Annotated in this window: 13 protein-coding genes and 1 pseudogene; 3 read left to right on the forward strand and 11 right to left on the reverse strand. The window is 71.4% G+C overall.

Translation table 11 applies throughout. From position 1 onward, the window contains the following. Positions 1–169: 169 nt before the first annotated feature. The 11 genes and pseudogenes from SGFS_RS12435 to SGFS_RS12480 form a co-directional block, all read right to left on the reverse strand. Positions 170–1,528, reverse strand: coding sequence for an NtaA/DmoA family FMN-dependent monooxygenase (locus tag SGFS_RS12435; RefSeq protein ID WP_286249953.1), 1,359 nt, complete (start codon positions 1,526–1,528; stop codon positions 170–172). Positions 1,529–1,549: 21 nt separating this feature from the next. Further along, positions 1,550–2,752: an LLM class flavin-dependent oxidoreductase gene (locus SGFS_RS12440; protein WP_286249955.1), complete on the reverse strand. Its 1,203-nt coding sequence runs from the start codon at positions 2,750–2,752 to the stop codon at positions 1,550–1,552. A gap of 79 nt (positions 2,753–2,831) precedes the next feature. After that, positions 2,832–2,978 carry a putative leader peptide gene (locus tag SGFS_RS12445; RefSeq protein WP_286249957.1) on the reverse strand — a complete coding sequence of 49 codons (147 nt, stop codon included), beginning with the start codon at positions 2,976–2,978 and terminating at the stop codon, positions 2,832–2,834. Beyond that, the gene (locus tag SGFS_RS12450) at positions 2,975–3,712 is read right to left on the reverse strand and encodes a GNAT family N-acetyltransferase (protein WP_286249959.1); all 738 of its coding nucleotides are present in this window, start codon (positions 3,710–3,712) and stop codon (positions 2,975–2,977) included. Before SGFS_RS12450 ends, SGFS_RS12445 begins: the two co-directional genes overlap by 4 nt. Positions 3,713–3,753: 41 nt before the next feature. Further along, the gene (locus SGFS_RS12455; RefSeq protein ID WP_286249960.1) at positions 3,754–4,782 is read right to left on the reverse strand and encodes an ABC transporter substrate-binding protein; all 1,029 of its coding nucleotides are present in this window, start codon (positions 4,780–4,782) and stop codon (positions 3,754–3,756) included. Between the two features lie 82 nt (positions 4,783–4,864). Next, entirely contained in the window at positions 4,865–5,659 is a 795-nt protein-coding gene (locus SGFS_RS12460) for an amino acid ABC transporter ATP-binding protein (RefSeq protein ID WP_286249962.1), read from the reverse strand. Then, complete coding sequence (locus SGFS_RS12465; protein ID WP_286249965.1) at positions 5,656–6,639, reverse strand: amino acid ABC transporter permease; 984 nt, start codon at positions 6,637–6,639, stop codon at positions 5,656–5,658. Before SGFS_RS12465 ends, SGFS_RS12460 begins: the two co-directional genes overlap by 4 nt. A 411-nt stretch (positions 6,640–7,050) precedes the next feature. Then, on the reverse strand, positions 7,051–7,965 hold the full coding sequence (locus SGFS_RS12470) for a glutathione S-transferase C-terminal domain-containing protein (RefSeq protein WP_286249967.1): 915 nt from the start codon (positions 7,963–7,965) through the stop codon (positions 7,051–7,053). A gap of 86 nt (positions 7,966–8,051) precedes the next feature. Then, complete coding sequence (locus SGFS_RS51390; RefSeq protein WP_350283994.1) at positions 8,052–8,174, reverse strand: putative leader peptide; 123 nt, start codon at positions 8,172–8,174, stop codon at positions 8,052–8,054. A 99-nt stretch (positions 8,175–8,273) separates the two neighbouring features. Beyond that, positions 8,274–8,366 (reverse strand): annotated as a pseudogene (locus SGFS_RS12475) (voltage-gated potassium channel); the annotation flags it as partial. Positions 8,367–8,373: 7 nt separating this feature from the next. Then, positions 8,374–10,203: a glycoside hydrolase family 15 protein gene (locus SGFS_RS12480; protein WP_286249970.1), complete on the reverse strand. Its 1,830-nt coding sequence runs from the start codon at positions 10,201–10,203 to the stop codon at positions 8,374–8,376. 306 nt (positions 10,204–10,509) lie between these two features. Between SGFS_RS12480 and SGFS_RS12485 the strand changes: the two genes are divergently transcribed. The 3 genes from SGFS_RS12485 to SGFS_RS12495 are packed head-to-tail and all read left to right on the forward strand — an operon-like array spanning position 10,510 to position 13,470. Further along, positions 10,510–11,715, forward strand: coding sequence for an NAD(P)/FAD-dependent oxidoreductase (locus SGFS_RS12485; protein ID WP_286249972.1), 1,206 nt, complete (start codon positions 10,510–10,512; stop codon positions 11,713–11,715). Continuing rightward, complete coding sequence (locus SGFS_RS12490) at positions 11,712–12,011, forward strand: (2Fe-2S)-binding protein (RefSeq protein WP_286249974.1); 300 nt, start codon at positions 11,712–11,714, stop codon at positions 12,009–12,011. Before SGFS_RS12485 ends, SGFS_RS12490 begins: the two co-directional genes overlap by 4 nt. Continuing rightward, positions 12,001–13,470 (forward strand): FAD/NAD(P)-dependent oxidoreductase, encoded by a 1,470-nt coding sequence (locus SGFS_RS12495; protein ID WP_286249976.1) that lies wholly within the window; start codon positions 12,001–12,003, stop codon positions 13,468–13,470. The genes SGFS_RS12490 and SGFS_RS12495 overlap by 11 nt, the downstream gene beginning before the upstream one ends. Positions 13,471–13,487 lie beyond the last annotated feature (17 nt).

The raw sequence follows: 13,487 nt of genomic DNA on the forward strand, positions 1-13,487 counted from the left end.
TACTTCGCGGCGGCCGACCGCTCACCGGGGTCCGGCCGGCCGAGCCCGTCGTACTCTCCCTGGCGCAGCCGGCCGACCCCGAAGAACACCGCGCGGCTGCGCGCCGGCGGATTCAAGGCCCGTACGAAAGTCCGTGCGGCCGCCGGGGTCGGCCACCCCATTCACCGCGTCAGGACACCGTCCCGGCCGGCGTCTCCAGGCCCAGGTGGTCGCGGAGGGTCGTGCCCTCGTACTCCGTGCGGTACACGCCCCGCTCCTGGAGCAGGGGGACCACCGTGTCCGCGAAGTCGTCGAGGCCGCTCGGGGTGATGTGAGGGACGAGGATGAAGCCGTCGCTCGCGTCGGCCTGGACGTAGTTGTCGATGGTGTCCGCGATGGTCTGCGCGGAGCCGACGAAGTTCTGGCGGTTGCTGTTCTCGATGACGAGGTCGCGGATCGACCAGTTGTTGGCGGCCGCCAGCTCGCGCCACTCACGGGCCGTGGCCAGCGGGTCCCGGTACATGCGTACCTGGGCCCGGCCGCGCGCGACGGTGTGTTCGCCGAGCAGGGGGTCGATGTCCGGGAGCGGTCCGTCGGGGTCGTACGAGGACAGGTCCCGGTTCCAGACCCACTCCAGGTGCTTGATGGCGGTGGCGCCGCTGACCTGCTGTCGGCGCACCTCCTTGGCGATCTCCTCGGCCTCGGCGTCGGTGTCGCCGAGGACGAAGCTCGCGGCGGGCAGGATGAGCAGCTGGTCGGGGCGGCGGCCGTACTTGGCGAGACGGTCCTTTACGTCGGTGTAGAACGCCTGGCCCGCGTCGAGCGTGGCGTACCGGCTGAAGATGGCGTCGGCGGACGAGGCGGCGAACTCGCGGCCCTCGTCGGAGTCGCCCGCCTGGAAGATGACGGGGCGGCCCTGCGGGGAGCGCGGGACGTTGAACCGGCCCTGGATGTCGAAGTGTTGCCCCTGATGGACGAAGGCGCCGGCCTGTGCGTCCCGCAGGAAGGTTCCCGTCGCCTGGTCGGCGAGAATCTCGTTTCCGCGCCAGGAGTCGAAGAGTTCGTTCGTCGTCGCGAGGAACTCCTTGGCGCGGGAGTAGCGCTCTTCCTGGGGGAGAAAGCCGCCCCGGCGGAAGTTCTCGCCGGTGAAGGCGTCCCAGGACGTGACGACGTTCCAGGCGGCGCGGCCGGCGGAGAGGTGGTCGAGGCTCGCGAACTGGCGGGCCACCTCGTACGGCTCGTTGAAGGTGGAGTTGATGGTGCCGGTCAGGCCGAGGCGTTCGGTGACGGCGGCGAGCGCGGTGAGAATGGTGAAGGTGTCGGGGCGGCCGACGACGTCCAGGTCATAGATCTGCCCGCCCTGTTCGCGCAGGCGCAGGCCCTCGGCGAGGAACAGGAAGTCGAACTTGGCGCGTTCGGCGGTCTGCGCGAAGTGCGCGAAGGAGCTGAACTCGATGTGGCTGCCGGCCTTCGGGTCGCTCCACACGGTGGTGTTGTTGACACCGGGGAAGTGCGCGGCCAGGTGGATCTGCTTCAGGGGCTTGGTCATCAGTCCGTGGTTCCTTCCGGCTCAGGCTGCGGCGTAGCGGTTGGCGGGGCGGGCCAGGCCCAGCAGCCCGCGCAGGGTGTCGGCCTCGTAGGCGGTGCGGAAGACCTCGCGGCGCTGGAGTTCGGGAACGAGGCCCCGGGTGATCGCGGGGAGGTCGTGGCCGGCCACGGCGGGGCGCAGCCGGAAACCGGTCAGGCCCGTTGTCGCCAACTCCTGCAGCAGATCGGCGAGTTGGGCGGGCGTGCCGGTGAAGACGCGGGCGTCGCTGGTGTACGGCTCGCCCGCGAGGGTGTCGAGGCGCTCGCGTCGGGCCGCCGCCTCGGCCGGGTCGTCGTCGAGAAAGACCACCAGGTCGCCGAAGACGTGCAGCTGTTCGTCGGCGCGTCCGGCGGCCCGCTGCTCGGCGCGGATCTCCGCGACGATCGCCCGGGCCTGGTCGGTGTCGTGCGGGGTGACGAAGCCGATGTCGGCCTGGCGGGCCACCAGGCGGTACGGCACGGTGGCGTGGGCGAGCGCGGTCACGACCGGCTGGCCCTGGGGCGGCCTGGGTGTGATGGAGGGCCCCTTGACGCTGAAGTGGCTGCCCTCGAAGTCGATGTAGTGGAGCTTGTCGCGGTCGATGAAACGGCCGGTGGCCACGTCCCGGATCTCCGCGTCGTCCTCCCAGCTGTCCCAGAGCCGGCGTACGACCTCCACGTAGTCGGCGGCCTCGTCGAACAGGTCCGTCACCGACTCCCGGGCGTGCGGGCTGTCGTAGGCCTCGATGCGCGGGATCGTGCGGCGGCCGAAGTGCGCGGCCTCGTTCGGGCGGGCGGTGATCTGGACCCGCAGTCCGGCGCGGCCTGTGCTGACGTAGTCGAGGGTGGCGATCGCCTTGGAGATGTGGAACGGCTCCGTGTGGGTGACCACCGCGGTCGGCACGATCCCTATGTGGCGGGTGAGCGGTGCGACGCGGGCCGCGACGAGGACGGCGTCGAGGCGGCCGCGGACCTGGTCGGTGCGGTCGTCCGGGTCCAGGAAGTGCGAGGACTGCGGGCCTAGGCCGTCCTCGATGGTCACGAAGTCGAGAAGACCGTTCTCGGCCTCGGCGACGAGGTCGGCCCAGTATCCGGCGGTGAACAGGTCATGGGGGCGGGCCACCGGCTCGCGCCAGGAGGCGGGGTGCCATCCGGTGCCGTCGAGGGCGACGGCGAGGTGCAGGGAGGGGGAGGGAGATGGGGACACGGGTTGGTGCCTTCCTGGAAGTCCGTACGAGATCACCGGCGCCCGCGTGCGTGCGGGGGCTCGGCGGCTGAACAACGGGTCAGGAGCAACAGAGCGCGCCGGCCACGCGCTGGAGATCGATGTGGGGCCGGGAGTGGAGGTGGACGGCGTGGAGGATGTGCGGCACGCCGGTCACCTCCTCGTGCTGGGCGCGCTGCGGCGCCTCGCGGATCTCGTCGTCGGTCACAACACCCCTGCCCCGGTGTCTGTTCCTGGCGTGCGCACGTGGAGGATCGTCGTCCGACGGCGCAGGGTGAAGCCGATCGACTCATACAGCCGGATCGCGGGTGTGTTGGTCGCGGCGGCGTGCAGGAACGGGGTCTCTCCGCGTTCCCTGATGCCCGCCGCGACCGCGCGCACCAGTCGGGTGCCCAGGCCCCGGCCCCGGTGTGCCGGGTCGGTGCAGACGGCGCTGATCTCGGTCCAGCCGGGCAGCCGGAGCCGTTCGCCGGCCATGGCGATCAGCCGGCCGCGGTGCCGGATGCCGAGGTAGGTGCCGAGGTGGACGGTTCGGGCCAGGAAGGGGCCGGGCCTGGTGCGGGCGATCAGGTCGAGGATCTCCGGTACGTCGTCCGGGCCGAGCCGTACGGCCTTCGGGGCGGGCTCGGCCCGCAGGTGGGTGTCGACCAGTTGGACGCCCTGACCACCGCCCACGACGTCCCACCCGGCGGGGACGGTGTCGACTCCCTTGACCCGTACGGTGGTCGCCGGGCCGACGAGTGCGTTCAGGTCGGCCCACGCGGCCGGGTCCTCCGGGTCGGCGAGCGCGGCGAACGCGTACACGTCCGCCGGGTAGCGCGCCGCCCGGCCGATCCGCTCGGCGAAGTCGGCGTGCGGGCCGTCCAGCGCGGCCCAGACTGGGTTGTCCAGCAGGCGGGTGCCGAGGGCTCCGCCACCGCGGAGGGCGATCTGGTGGACCACGGTGGCGAAGTCCCTTCCTTTCAGGGCGTACTGATGGACGATCAGGAGTTGGTGAGCGGCAGGCCGGGCGGGTTGACCTCGGACTTCTCCACGGCCTCGCCCGAGAGGTTCCAGGCCTTCAGCCACTCGGCGTACTGGCCGTTGTCGATGAGGTGGTTGATGGCTTCGGCGAGGGGCTCGGCGAGGCCGCTGTCCTTCTTGGCGGTCGCGGCGATGAGGCCCTGGAGGGTCTCTCCGGCGCCGGAGAACTGACCCGCGATACGGGTCGCCTGCGGTGTGCCGGCGGTCTTCGCGGCGTGGTAGGCGAGGTTCGGGCTGGGGCCGAAGTAGGCGTCGATCTTGCCGCTGCTCAGGGCCAGGTAGATGCTGTTGCTCTCCTGGAAGTACTTGACGGTGAGAGGCTTCTTGCCTTCCTTCGCCAGCTTCGCCTTCCACTCCAGGAGAATCTTCTCCTGGTTGGTGCCGTTGCCCACCGAAACCGTCTTGCCGGCGAGGTTCTCGTAGTCGCCGTCGAAGTTCCAGTCGCTGTCCTTCTTCACCTCGAAGGCGAGATCGTCCTTGCGGTAGGAGGCGAACTCGTACTTCTTCTTGCGCTCCTCGGTATCGGTGACGTTGGAGAACGCCACATCCACCTTGCCGCTGTCGAGGCCGATGAACAGGTTCTCCCAGGTCGACTGGCGCAGTTCGGGTTCGAGGCCGAGGACGGCGGCCACCAGTCTGGCGAAGTCCGGCTCGGAGCCCGTGAGCGTCTTCTGGTCGTCGCCGATGAAGCCGAGCGGCGGGCTGCCGGACGGCAGGGTGCCGGATCCGATCACCAGCTTGCCGCTCTTCCTGATGGCGTCGGGCAGTTTGGCGCTGATGGACTTGACCTCGGAGACCTTGATGGCGGTCTCCTTGGCGGCGCCGTTGGACAGCCGTCCCACGGTGACCGTGCCGGCGGCCTCCGCCTTCGTCTTGGTGGCGGCGTCGCTGTCGCCCCCGCAGGCGGCGAGGCCGGTGGCGAGGGTGGTGGCAACGGTCGCCGCGGTGATGCCGCGCAGCAGGCTGCGCCGGGAGAACTGGGTGGGCATGGCTGTCCTTGTCGTTCGAGAAGGTGTCGACGGGGGCGTGGGGGGCGTTGGGGGGAGAATTTGGTGCCCGGCGGCGGCCGGGTCAGAGGACCTTGCTGAGGAAGTCCCTGGTCCGCTCGTGCCGCGGCCGGTCGAGGACCTCGGCGGGCGGGCCCTGTTCGACGATCTTTCCGCCGTCGATGAAGACGACCCGGTCGGCGATCTCACGGGCGAACCCGATCTCGTGGGTGACGATCACGAGCGTGGTGCCGCTCCTCGCCAGGTCCTTGATGACGGCCAGGACCTCACCGACGAGTTCGGGGTCGAGGGCGGAGGTGGGCTCGTCGAAGAGGATGACGCCGGGGCGCAGGGCCAGGGCGCGGGCGATGGCGACGCGCTGCTGCTGTCCGCCCGACAACTGCCGTGGATAGGCGGTCGCCTTGTCGGCCAGGCCGACCCGGTCGAGGAGGTCGTGGGCGAGTTCCCGGGCCTGCGCCTTGTCGAGCTTTCCGGTCGCCACGGGGGCCGCGGCCACGTTGTCCAGCACGGTCAGGTGCGGGAAGAGGTTGAAGTTCTGGAAGACGAAGCCGATGCGGCTGCGCTGGGCGAGAATGGCCCTCTCACTCAGCTCCTTCAGCCGGTCGCCGTGGCGTCGTACGCCGATCGGCTCGCCGTTGACGCTGACATGGCCGATCTCCGGCTTCTCCAGGTGGTTGATGACCCTGAGGAGAGTGGACTTGCCGGAGCCGGACGGGCCGAGGATGACGGTGACCTCGCCGGGCCGTACGGTCAGGTCGACACCGTCGAGGACCCGGTGGGTGCCGTACCACTTGTGCACGTCGTGCACCTCGACGGCGGCGGGCGCGATCTGCGGGAGCTCCGCGATCTCGGCGGTCATACGGCGGCCTCCCTGCGGATGCGGGTCCTGAGGTCGGTGAGACCGGCCCGCAGCTTCTGCAACGGCGTCGGCGGCAGGGTGCGGGTGGCGCCCCGGGCGTAGTACCGCTCGACGTAGAACTGGATGACGGAGACGACGCTGGTCAGGATCAGGTACCAGACGGTGGCGACCAGGAGCAGCGGCACGATGTCGCCGGGGTAGGTGGCGCTCATGGTCTGCGCGGTGCCGAACAGGTCGAGCAGCGAGACGTAGAAGACCAGTGAGGTGCTCTTGATCAGGCCGATGAGCTGGTTGACGTAGTTGGGGGTGATGGAGCGCAGGGCCTGTGGGAAGACGATTCTCCGGAACTGGTAGCCCTTCGGCAGGCCGAGTGCGGAGGCCGCCTCGTGCTGGCCCTGGTCGACGGAGAGGATGCCGCCGCGGACCACCTCGGCCGCGTAGGCGGCCTCGTTGAGGCTGAGGCCGATGACGGCGACGGCCATGTCGGTGGCGAGCCTCGACTCGTCGAAGGAGAAGAACGCGGGACCGAAGGGGACGCCCACGCTGAGCGTCTGGTACAGGGCGCTGAAGTTGTAGAGGAACAGCAGGACCACGATCAGCGGGATCGAGCGCAGCGCCCAGATGTAGACCCAGCTGACGGCCCGCAGCACCGGGCTCGCGGAGAGCCGGGCGAGGGCGAGCAGGATGCCGCCGAGGAGGCCCAACACCGCGCTGTAGACGGCGACTTCGAGCGTGATGAGGAGTCCGTCGAGGATGGTCGGCCGCAGGAACCAGTAGCCGAAGCGGTCCCACTGGTAGAAGGGGTTGGAGACCAGTCCGTGGACGAACTGGGCCGCGAGGACCAGGACGACGGCGGTGGCGATCCAGCGGCCTGGCCGCCGCAGCGGCAGGACCCGCTGGGCGGCGAGTTCCTTCGTCGGGGTGTCGGCGGGCGGCGGTGCCTCGGCGAGGGACACGGCGGCGCCTGGGGGTTCACTCATCAAGGGCTCCGGAAGAGTGTGAAGACCCCAGGCGGCGCAGGCGACTTCGGCCACGCGACAGTCAGGGACCGCTCGCCGGACGGAAGAGACGCACAAGCGCACGACACCGGGGCTGGCGGAAGGAGGGCAGACCGCTGGCGCGGAGCCTCAGGGGGTTCGTGGAACCGTCAGCCTCGACGGAGGGCACGGCGCGAAGCCGTACACCGTGCGCTACACAGTGCGCTGTTGACCCGGAGCAGATCGACGGAGCGGTTCGCGCACAGAGGCACACCGGGTACGCAGCCGTGGCGCCGACCGGCGGCCACATCCTGGCTTGCGTACATGCCCGTCACCATCACTCTTCCGGCCCACCGGGCCTCACGCTCATCGGGTGGCCGTAAGTAAGTCAGGCCCGGTGGATCGCTGTCAACATCAGTCCAGAACATGGGATGTGGGCTCATCTACGGATACAGCCGGAACGGCCGTTTCCGGCACATGAGAGGACCAGTCCAGGATCTGCACTGCCGCACCGGCCGCCTCCAGGCCCCGGCAGTGCGCGTGGTGGCGCCGGGCGATGCCGTCGAGGTCGAGGTGTGGCCCGAAGGCGGGGTGGGCGGCGAGCCGCCGTGCGTAGTCCCAGAGGTGGGGATGGTCGGCGACGCGGTGCACCGCGGAGGCGTCCAGGTGCCAGCGGTGCACGGTGTCGAGCTGTACGAGGCGCACCCACAACTCGACGTCGGCTGCGGTGAGTTGGTCACCGAGGATGAACTCCTGTGCCGCGAGCCGGGCGTCCAGCGAGCGCAGGGTGCGCAGCAGCGAGGTGAGCGCGTCCTGACGGGTCGCCGGGTCGGCGTCGGCCCGTCCGGCCCGCTGGGCTGCCGCGTCGATGCCCTGCTCGCACAGCCGGGTGACGCCCTCGATCTCGGCCTCCGCGCCCTCCGGGTACAGCGCCGGGCTGCCGTCGCCGAAGCGCCGAGCCAGGTCGCGCATGATGTCCGGGGCGTGCGTGCTGACGATGCGTCCGGACCAGTCGTCGCTGAGGACCGGCGCCGCGGCAGCGCCCGGGTAGCGGTGCGCGCTCGCCTCGTACAGCGGGCGCAGCGCGGAGTGCTCACCGTTCGGCCCGTCGGGCACGGCGGGCAGGAACGTCACCGGGCAGACGTCCTGGAGTCCGAGCAGGCTGTGGGCGACCGCGATGCGCAGACAGCCCGGACAGGACAGGGACAGATGGAGTCGGTAGCGGCGCGGAACGGCGTAGTGGCCGCTGCGCGCGTCGCAGCCGATCCGGCCCCGGAAGGCGGGGGCGGAGCGAGTCGTCGGAACGGCGTCGAGGGCATGGGCGGACATGTGTCTCCCCGGGGGTCGGTACGCGAAGGCGCGATGGTACGAAGGTGTGGAGGACCGCGGTGCCGAGAAATGGCAGCGAGTCGGGTTCAGCCCTGAAGGTCGGCCGCGCTGCAGACGCGCTGCAGGTCGATGTGGCGGCGGGAGGTGAGAAGGAGGGACTGCCGGCGTGTGCGAGGCACACGGCTCACTACCGGCTCCAGGCGTCCCATCGTTCCCTACCTGTTCACTAGGAAATACCCATCTGGAGTGTCGATCGGCCTTCGGCCCGCGTCAAGTGGGCGTCCACGGAGTGAGTCACGGGGCCCTTCGGAGGCCCCGGCCGCCTTCAGGTGCAGGGAGCGGCCCCGGTCCTCCCGGCCGAGCAACAGTTCGACCGCCCTGGTGAGGAATCCGGGCAGCACGACGCGGTCACGCCCCCTTAGCCTTCGGCGCCCTCGGACGGCTGCGGCGCGCGTGGGTGGCGTGCCGGTCGAGCTCGTAGGCGACCCGGATCAGCGGCACGTGTGTGAAGGCCTGGGGGAAGTTGCCGAGCTGGCGGCGCGCGACGGGGTCGTACTCCTCGGCGAGCAGTCCGACGTCGTTGCGCAGTGCCAGCAGCCGCTCGTACAGGGCGCGGGCCTCGTCCTCCCGGCCGATCATCCGCAGGGCGTCCGCGAGCCAGAACGAGCAGGCCAGGAAGGCGCCCTCGCCGCCACTGAGGCCGTCCGGGGAGGTGTCGGCGCCCGCCGAGTAGCGCAGTACGAGCCCGTCGACGAGGAGTTCCCGCTGTACGGCCTCGACGGTGCCGACCACCCGGGGGTCGTCCGGCGGCAGGAACCCGGTCTGCGGGATCAGCAGCAGCGCGGCGTCCAGCTCACGGGAGCCGTACGACTGGGTGAACGTGCCTCTCTCCGCGTCGAAACCCCGTTCGCAGACCTCGCGGTGGATACGGTCCCGGATACGGCGCCATTTTTCGGCCGGCCCGGCGCGGCCGTACTCCTCCGCGAGGCGCACCGACCGGTCGAAGGCGACCCAGCACATCACCTTGGAGTGCGTGTAGTGCAGTGGTGTGCCGCGTGTCTCCCACAATCCCTGGTCGGGCTCGGACCACACCTCCACCAGATGGTCGAGGAAGACGGCGTGCAGGTCGACCAGGTGACGCCGGGGCCTCAGTCCGCAGCCGATCGCCAGGTGGATGGCGTCGACGACCTCACCGATCACGTCGAGCTGCTGCTGCCCGGCGGCCGCGTTGCCGATCCGCACCGGCCGCGAGCCCTCGTAGCCGGCCAGCCAGTCGGCCTCCCACTCGGTCAGCCGCCGCTCCCCCGCGATCCCGTACATGATCTGCGTGTCCTCGGCCCGCCCCGCGACCGCCCGGGCCAGCCAGCCCCGCCAGGCATCCGCCTCGGCCGTGAACCCGCTGCGCAGCAGCGCCTCCAGCGTCATCCCGGCATCACGCAGCCAGCAGTAGCGGTAGTCCCAGTTCCGGACCCCTCCGATCTCCTCGGGCAGGGAGGTGGTGGGCGCGGCGACGATGCCGCCGGTCGGCTCGTACGTGAGGGCCTTGAGCGTGATCAGGGAGCGGGCGACGGCGTCACGGTAGGGCCCGTCGTACGTCAGCCTGCGCAGCCAGCGCCGCCAGTACGACTCCGTCGCGCGCAGCGCCTCGAAGGCGTCCACCGGCTGCGGTGCGGGCAGATGGGAGGGTTGCCAGGTCAGCACGAAGGGGATCTGTTCGCCGGCGGTGACCCGGAAGGCGGCGTGGTGGGCGGTGCCGTGCGCGGTGAGCCGGGCGGGGGTGCGCAGCCAGACCGACTCGGGCCCGGCGACGCCCGACAGCTGTCCGTCGACGCGCCGCATCCACGGCAGGATCCGGCCGTAGTCGAAGCGGATCCGCAGGTCCATGCGCATGTCGACGGTGCCGGACAGGCCCTCCACGACGCGTACGACGCAGGGGGCGTCGTCGCGGCGCGGCATGAAGTCGGTGACGAGGACCTGGCCGGTGGTCGTCTCCCACTCGGTCTCCAGGATCAGGGTGTCGTCCCGGTAGCGGCGGCGGGCGTAAGGGCCGTTCTCGTCGGCCGGGGCGATGCGCCAGCGGCCGTTGTCCTCGTCGCCGAGGAGGGCGGCGAAGCAGGCGGGTGAGTCGAAGCGGGGGAGGCAGAGCCAGTCGAGGCTGCCGTCCTTGCCGACGAGGGCTGCCGTCAGCAGATCGCCGATGAGGGCGTAGTCCTCGATGGCGGCGGGATGTCCTGGCATGGGGTCAGTTTCGGGGTGGGTGGGGGTGGAGGCATGTCGGGTGGGGCGTTCGAGTTGCGGAGAGATCGGGGCCCGGACGCAGAGCAGGCGTAGAGGGCGACCAGCTTGTCGACGTCGGCGTCTGTCACCAGGAGCAGGGCGAGGGCGACGAGGAAGAGGGTGATGATGCCGTTGGAAAAGGCAGCCGGCAGACGCGCCGGGTGAGCTGTCGGCAGGAAGCAGTGCTTGGCCCGACGCGCGTCCTCGCAGTCCTGGCCCAGGTGTCGGGGTATTCCGACTCTCAGCGCCATGTGACATAGTACTGCGGTGACCCAGCGGCTGACCTGCGACGTCGTGGTAGTCGGAGCCGGAATGACCGGCGCGGCCTGTGCTCTGTACGCGGCCCGGGCGGGGCTGAGCGTGACCGTGGTGGACCGTGGCCCGGTGGCCGGCGGGACGACCGGGGCCGGGGAGGGCAATCTCCTGGTCTCCGACAAGGAACCGGGTCCGGAGCTGGAACTCGCCCTGCTGTCCCTCCGTCTGTGGGCCGACCTGGCCGCCGAGCCGGGCCGGGACACGGAGTCGGGTCTGGGCACCGCGTTCGAGTACGAGCCGAAGGGCGGGCTCGTCGTCGCCTCCGCCGCCGAGGGGCTCGCCGCGCTGGAGGAGTTCGCCGCAGGTCAGCGTGCGGCCGGAGTCGAGGCGCAACCCGTGTCCGGTCACCAACTCCACGCTCTGGAACCGTACTTGGCGCCGGGACTCGCGGGTGGCGTGCACTACCCGCAGGACGCCCAGGTCATGCCCACCCTGGCCGCCGCCCATCTCGTACGGGCCTCCGGCGCCCGGCTACTCACCGGGCGGACCGTGACCGAGGTGCTGCGCCGTACCGCGGACGGTTCCGTGTACGGGGTGCGGACGGACCGGGGCGACATCCACGCCCCGGCCGTCGTGAACGCCGCCGGGACCTGGGGCGGCGATGTGGCCACGCTCGCCGGCGTGCGCCTGCCCGTCCTCCCCCGCCGGGGTTTCGTCCTCGTCACCGAGCCACTGCCGCGCATGGTGCGGCACAAGGTGTACGCCGCCGACTACGTGGCCGACGTGGCCAGCGACTCGGCGGCGCTCCAGACCTCCCCGGTCGTCGAGGGCACGGCCGCCGGGCCGGTGCTGATCGGCGCGAGCCGCGAACGAGTCGGTTTCGACCGGTCGTTCTCCCTCCCGGTGGTACGGGCGCTGGCAGCGGGCGCGACCCGGCTGTTCCCCTTCCTGGAGCGGGTGCGTGCAATGCGCACGTACCTCGGGTTCCGCCCGTATCTGCCCGATCATCTGCCCGCGATCGGTCCCGACCCCCGGGCGCCGGGACTGTTCCACGCCTGCGGTCACGAGGGCGCTGGGATCGGGCTCGCCACCGGCACCGGGCTGCTCATCGCCCAGGTGCTCGGGGGCACGAAGCCCGATCTGAGCCTGGCGCCGTTCCGCCCGGAGCGGTTCGACGAGTACGGGTACGAGCACGAGTACGAGGGGGATGCGACGTGAACCCGATGGAGCTGGCGGAGGCGGATCCCGGCCCGGCCTTCACCGTCACTCTCGACGGCCGTGACCTGTCGGCCCTGCCCGGTCAGACGGTCGCTGCGGCGCTCTGGTCCGCCGGCGTGAGGTCCTGGCGCACCACCCGGGGCGAGGGCCGCCCGCGTGGGGTCTTCTGCGGTATCGGCGTCTGCTTCGACTGTCTGGTGACCGTCAACGACCGTCCCAATCAACGGGCTTGTCTAGTCACCGTCCGGCCCGGCGACGTCATCGACACCCAGGACGGAACCGGCCATGAGCGCTGAACAGCCCCACCTCGCCGTGATCGGCGCGGGACCGGCGGGCCTCGCCGCGGCGCTGGCGGCGGCCGGGCGGGGCGTGCACGTCACGTTGGTCGATTCCGCCGACGCCGTCGGAGGCCAGTTCTACCGGCAGCCCACGGCCGCACTCCGGGCCCGGCGCCCCAAGGCACTGCACCACCAGTGGCGGACCTGGCGGCGGATCGGCGAGGCTCTCGACCGCCACCTCGCTGCCGGCCACATCACCCATCTGCCGGAGCACCACGCGTGGTGCGTGGAGAAGCATCCCGACCGACGACGTGACCAGCGCCCTGATCGGCAGCCGAACCCGCAGCCTCCCAGACGCTTCACCGTCCACGCCCTGCTCGGCCCCGAGCAGGAGACCCCGGTCGCCGTGCCCGCCGACGCCGTGCTCCTCGCCACCGGCGGCTATGAGAACGTGCTTCCCTTCCCCGGCTGGACCCTGCCCGGTGTCGTCACCGCCGGGGGTGCGCAGGCCATGCTGAAGGGCGCGCTCGTCGTACCCGGCCGTGCGGCGGTCGTCGCCGGGACGGGTCCGCTGCTGCTGCCGGTGGCGACGGGGCTCGCCGCGGCGGGCGTGTCGGTGGCCGCGCTGGTGGAGTCGGCGGACCCCAAGGCGTTCGTACGGCGTGCCGGGCGGCTCGCGCGGAGGCCCGACAAGCTGGTCGAGGGCGCCGGATTCGCTGCGGAGCTCCTGCGCCGCAGGGTGCGCACTCTCGTGCGGCACACCGTGGTCGAGGCGCACGGCGTCGACCGGCTGGAGGCCGTGACCGTCGCCGCAATCGATGCCCAGGGGCGTGTCCGGCCCGGCACCGAGCGGCGCATCCCCTGCGACACGCTCGCCGTGGGGCACGGCATGCTGCCGCACACCGATCTCGCCGAGTCCCTCGGCTGCCGGATCGACGGCGTGCATGTCTACGTCGACGACGAGCAACGCACCGATGTGCCGGGTGTGTGGGCGGCGGGCGAGACCACCGGCATCGGTGGAGCGGCCCTCTCCCTCGCCGAGGGGCACATCGCCGGACGCTCGGCGACCGCCCGGCTCCGGGGCCGAGAACCTGATTCTCACGCATGGGCGGCGGCAGCCAAGTCCCGTGGCGCGCTGAGGGAGTTCTTCGCCGCGCTCAGCGCCGTGTACGCGCCGCCCGCCCACTGGGCCGAGCGGGTCACCGACGACACCGTGGTCTGCCGCTGCGAGGAGGTTACCGCCGGGTCGGTCCGTGAGGCCGTCGGAGAACTGGGCGCCGGCGACCTGCGGACCGTGAAGCTGCTCACCCGTGCCGGGATGGGCTGGTGCCAGGGGCGGATGTGCGGGGCCGCGGTCGCGGGGATCACCGGGTGCCGGGAGGGCGCGGCCCGACGGCTGTTGGCGCGCCCGGTGCCGCTCGGCGTCCTGGCCCGGGCCGGGGATGCCGAGGACCCGGAGGACACACCCGCCGGGTGACTCCATCGCACACATCG

It is taken from the genome of Streptomyces graminofaciens (assembly GCF_030294945.1).
GTDB lineage: Bacteria > Actinomycetota > Actinomycetes > Streptomycetales > Streptomycetaceae > Streptomyces > Streptomyces graminofaciens.